This window comes from Terrisporobacter sp. (assembly GCF_017888745.1).
Taxonomy (GTDB): domain Bacteria; phylum Bacillota; class Clostridia; order Peptostreptococcales; family Peptostreptococcaceae; genus Terrisporobacter.
On sequence record NZ_JAGHFM010000049.1, the window covers coordinates 1 to 5,261 of the forward strand.

Annotated in this window: 5 protein-coding genes and 1 riboswitch; of the genes, 3 read left to right on the forward strand and 2 right to left on the reverse strand. The window is 27.6% G+C overall.

Annotated elements, in window-relative coordinates; all coding sequences use genetic code 11:
• Positions 1–275: 275 nt before the first annotated feature.
• The gene (locus J7G74_RS02095) at positions 276–1,085 is read right to left on the reverse strand and encodes a PIG-L family deacetylase (protein WP_297131272.1); all 810 of its coding nucleotides are present in this window, start codon (positions 1,083–1,085) and stop codon (positions 276–278) included.
• Between the two features lie 221 nt (positions 1,086–1,306).
• A riboswitch (SAM riboswitch) is annotated at positions 1,307–1,407 on the forward strand.
• A gap of 218 nt (positions 1,408–1,625) precedes the next feature.
• Between J7G74_RS02095 and J7G74_RS02100 the strand changes: the two genes are divergently transcribed.
• The 3 genes from J7G74_RS02100 to J7G74_RS02110 are packed head-to-tail and all read left to right on the forward strand — an operon-like array spanning position 1,626 to position 4,729.
• On the forward strand, positions 1,626–2,174 hold the full coding sequence (locus J7G74_RS02100; RefSeq protein WP_297131275.1) for an ECF-type riboflavin transporter substrate-binding protein: 549 nt from the start codon (positions 1,626–1,628) through the stop codon (positions 2,172–2,174).
• A 40-nt stretch (positions 2,175–2,214) separates the two neighbouring features.
• The gene (locus tag J7G74_RS02105) at positions 2,215–3,891 is read left to right on the forward strand and encodes an ABC transporter ATP-binding protein (RefSeq protein WP_297131278.1); all 1,677 of its coding nucleotides are present in this window, start codon (positions 2,215–2,217) and stop codon (positions 3,889–3,891) included.
• A gap of 10 nt (positions 3,892–3,901) precedes the next feature.
• Entirely contained in the window at positions 3,902–4,729 is an 828-nt protein-coding gene (locus J7G74_RS02110; RefSeq protein ID WP_297131282.1) for an energy-coupling factor transporter transmembrane component T family protein, read from the forward strand.
• 86 nt (positions 4,730–4,815) lie between these two features.
• Here the strand turns inward: J7G74_RS02110 and J7G74_RS02115 are convergent.
• Positions 4,816–5,261: DUF5808 domain-containing protein (locus J7G74_RS02115; RefSeq protein ID WP_297131285.1), on the reverse strand; the 446-nt coding region annotated here is incomplete at its 5' end.

The window sequence follows — 5,261 nt, forward strand, 5'->3', positions numbered from 1 at the left end:
AGATGGAAAATTTATCACATCCTCAGATATGGCTGATTCTGAAATAAATATAAAAGATATTGATATAATTTATGAAATTGATAGTAAAGGATTTTATCAACCAATTTATAAGTTTACTACAGAAAGCAGAAATCTAGAAAATTATATATTTATACCTGCATTGAGATAACAAAAATCGCTTATCCAACTACCTGATAGCTCAACTTCATATCGCCAACACGTTGTTTAAACAAACGTGTTTGGCGAAACACTTCAAAACACTTAATTAGTATATATTACTCTGGTAAATGTAAAAAGGATGTCAAATCAGAATCTTTCAATAAATTATCAAAATATCTATGTGAAGAAATGTATCCTATTCCTCTTCTTCCTTTTTCTTTGTTTATAACCTTATATTCATTACATGCATTAACAATAGCTTCATAATCTTCAAAATCCTTAGCTTTATATATTACTATTTTGTCTATAGAAACTTTTTCAACATATTTTGGTTTCAAATAAAACATAGCATCTTTTATTTTTCCTTCTTTATATAAATCATAAATAACTTTTCCATTTTTTCTATGCATAGGATGATTGTCATATTTGTACGATTGTGCTATATGAGTTACATTTTCATATTTATCTTCAAAATTTAGTGCAACTTCTCTCATTAAATCAAAGTGGTTTCCTACTTTATTATCTATATTAGCAAGTATTATAATGTTTTCTTTATTTACACCTAAATAATTTAGCGCTGCATAAAATTCATTGTCTCTAAGCTGTTCTTTTTCTTTTCTACTTGTATTTTTATATGTTTTATCCTTAAATACATTAACTCCTGTTCCATCTGATACTAAAACTACAAAAACATGATCTGCTCCTAATCTATTTATAGCTCTTCTTATTGCACTTCCACCCCATAATACTTCATCATCTTGGTGTTGAGGATAAAATACTACATATTCTTTAAATAACCTATCCTCTATACCTAGATTCTTTTTTATGTAATCATCCAAATTATTTTCTGGTATAAATAATTTGAATGATACAAATAATCCAAATACTAATAATACATAAAGTAAAATTTTATTTCTTTTACTCATAAATAATCACCAACTTGAACGTATATATTGTTATAAAATTATTCTATCCACTTAATAAGAATATACTCTTTCATATTTTACTAAATAAAATATAAATATGATTATCTTCCATATAAAAAAAGTAATATTTATCTTTTTAATATATTTACTTAAATAAATTCAAGTACTTGACAAATTTCGACCTTCATAATAAAATATTTAACGGAACTTAAATAGAATATTCCTTATCAAGAGAGGTGGAGGGACTGGCCCTATGAAGCCCAGCAACCGGTCATTACGACAAAGGTGCTAATTCCTACAGATGAATTCTGGAAGATAAGATTACGTATACATAATCTCTTTCTTTCTGGAAAGAGATTTTTTTAGTTGTAAGGAAATTATATGCTATCTGCTTTGTAGATAACATATAATTTCCAACTTTGTTACTTTAGCAACGGACGCAGTCGTTGGCGACATGAGCGAAGCGAATTTTTTATGCACGAATTTATAAAAATCAATTATCATACACAAAATATAAAAAATTAAGGAAAGGCAATTAATATGATAAAGATAGATACAAAAACAATAGTAACAATAGGTGTAGCTGCTGCCTTATACGGAGCTTTAGGATTTGTAGGTATACCAATAGGTCCTAATACTCAATTAAAACCATCTATAGCATTGATAGCTGTATTTTCAGCTATGTTTGGTCCATTCGTAGGATTTAGTATGGGATTTATAGGACATATGCTAACTGACATGATTGCTGGTTGGGGTATCTGGTGGGGCTGGGTAGCTAGCTCTGGTATCCTTGGACTATTTATGGGGTTAGTATTTAAATGTAAAAATTTTAGTATTAAAGATGGTTTATGCAGTAAATTCCATATTATATACTTAGCAGTTACAGGTTTCTTGGGTATAGTATTAGCATATAGTTTTGCAGCTGGTTTTGACATAATATTTATGGGCGAACCTTTAGATAAAATGAAAATACAAACTATATTAGCTATAGTCACAAACTCAATAGTATTCTTTGGAGCGGGAATCCCAATTATACTAGGATTTATAAAAACTAATAAAAGAAACAGTAATCTAAAAATAGAAGAGTAAAATACTTCTATTTTAAAATTAATATTTAAGGAGAACGTAAATGATAAGTTTTAAAAACTTTAGCTTTAAATACAATAATGTAGTTGATAAAACTTTAAAAAATATAGATGTAACTATTAATAAGGGTGAGAAAGTCTTAATAGTAGGACCAAGTGGTTCTGGAAAATCCACTCTATCTCATTGCATAAATGGACTTATTCCTTTTTCATATAATGGAGAGATAGATGGCGAATTAACAATAGACAATATAAAACCATATAAAGAAAGTTTATCAGAAGTAAGTAAAAAAGTAGGAACTATATTACAAGACCAAGACTCTCAATTTATATGTCTTTCTGTAGGTGAAGATGTAGCATTTAATTTTGAAAATAATGCTATTCCTATTGAAGAAATGAAAGTAAAGGTTGTAGATGCACTGAAATTAGTTCATATGGAAAAATATATTAACCACAGTCCTTATGAAATATCTGGTGGACAAAAACAAAGAGTATCCCTTGCTGGAGTACTTGGAAGTGATGCAGATGTACTTCTGTTTGATGAGCCATTAGCAAACTTAGACCCAGCCAGTGGAAAAGAAATCATGAAATTAATAAACAATATTCATGCTCAAACTAATAAAACTGTAATAATAGTTGAACATAGAATCGAAGACGTACTAGATCAACCTTTTGATAAAGTTATTGTCATGAATAAAGGTGAAATTAAAGGTATAGGTACACCTGATGAGATTTTAAAATCAGATTTATTAAGAAGTAATGGTCTTAGAGAACCTTTATATGTAGAAGCTATAAAAACAGCTGGTTGCAATATAGAAGAAATGTCAAACCTAAGAGATTTTACTAATATAAGTGAAAATTCTAAATCAACTATTAAAAACTGGTTTAAGAATCAATCAATAAATAAAGAATGTAAAAAATCTGAAAAAATATTAGAAATTAAAGATTTAAGTTTCTCTCATGATGGAATAAAAAATACTGTTGATAATGTATCTTTCCATCTTAATAAAGGTGAAATTTTAGCTGTTTTAGGTAATAATGGCGCAGGAAAATCTACTTTATGTAGAGTTATAACAGGAATTTTAAAATATAAACAAGGTACTATGTTTTTAAAAGATGAATGTATGGATTCATGGAGCATCAAAAAAAGAGGAAATTCTATAGGATATGTAATGCAAAATCCAAATCAGATGATATCACAACATATGATTAAAGATGAGATTGCATTAGGTCTAAAATGTAGAGGTTACTCTAAAGAATATATAAATGAGAAAGTAGAAGAAGTTCTTAAAATATGCGGTTTATATCCATATAGAAATTGGCCAATATCAGCACTTAGCTACGGTCAAAAGAAAAGAGTAACTATAGCTTCTATATTAGCATTAGATCCAGAAGTTATCATATTAGATGAACCAACAGCAGGTCAAGATTATAATCATTATACTGAGTTTATGAATTTTATAAAAGACTTAGCTAACAAAGGAATATCTATAATTCTTGTTACTCATGATATGCAATTAACATTAGAATATTGTGATAGAGCAATAGTTTTATCTGATGGTAAAAAAATAGCTGACGATAAACCATCAAATATTTTAACTGACGAAAATATTATAACAAAAGCAAATCTAAAAGAAACTTCATTATCAACATTAGCTAGAGCTGTTGGCATAGATAATACAAATGATTTTGTACAGTTCTTTATAGATTACGAAAGATAGGTGAAAAATAATGAGTAGAGCCAAAACTCTATATATTGAGGGTGACTCTATATTCCATAAATTAAATGGTATAAGCAAAATATTATTATTCCTTACATGGACAATAATGACAGTAATGTTCTTGGATATAAGATTTTTCTTAGTGATGGGTATTGTAGGAACTATAATGTTATACTTCTCTCAAATACCATCCAAAACAATTAAACCCCTACTATGGATAATGGTAGTATTTAATATAATTAATATTATATTTATATTACTTATCACTCCACAGTATGGAACTGAACTAGTAGGTACTAACACAGAGATTATAAATATAGGATATAGTTATATAAATAAAGAAACATTATTTTATGTTCTTACAATATCTTTAAAATATGCAGTTCTTATGCCTATAACTGTTATATTTATTTTTACAACACATCCAAGTGAATTTGCAAGTAGCTTAAATAAAATGGGAATACCATATAAAATTGCTTACGCTATAAACATAGCGTTTAGATATATACCAGATGTTATGACTGAATATAAAAATATATTAGATGCACAACAAGCAAGAGGTTTAGCTTTTAATAAAGGCGAAGGAACTATAATAGAACGATTAAAAAATTATACTACCATATTGGTTCCACTTGTTTCATCTTCTATGAAAAGAATAGAAACTGTTTCCAATGCTATGGAGCTAAGAAGTTTTGGTAAGAAGAGAAAAAGAACTTGGTATAGTTATAAAAAATTAAAAGGTATTGATTATGCTTTTATAATTGGTTGTGTGGCATTACTAGTTACAGCTGTTTATTTAAAGAATAATATGATGACTGGATTCTATTATCCATTTTAATAGAATTCTAGATATTTAAAAAAGGAACCACTGAGATTTTTATCTTAGTAGTTCCTTTTTAATATTTTACTACACAATATTTAAATCTATATAAAACCTATCAACAAACTTCCAACTGTAATAACTACAAGTAATATAGTAATAAACTTACCTAAAGGATGAGCCATATTCATACTCCATCCTGCACCTAGTCTTTTTTCTACCATAAGCTTTGGATCATCTTTATTGTAATAAATAAATCCATAGATCCATTTTTCATCATCATTTTCTACAGTATAAATATTTCTGCTCTTAGGCTTTAAACTACTTAACATCAAGTAATAATAAATCATGGCTACTGATGTGAAAATTGGTAATATACATCCTCCTATCATAAGCCACATTGGTATGTTTTTTTCTTGAACCATAAATATAGGTATTATAGTTGTCATAGATTGCATACTAAGAGTTAAAGCAAAAAAAGAATACCCTATACCATTTAAATATTTTATAGCCTTCTTTCTATTTACTTCTAAATTTTCTGTATCTATAT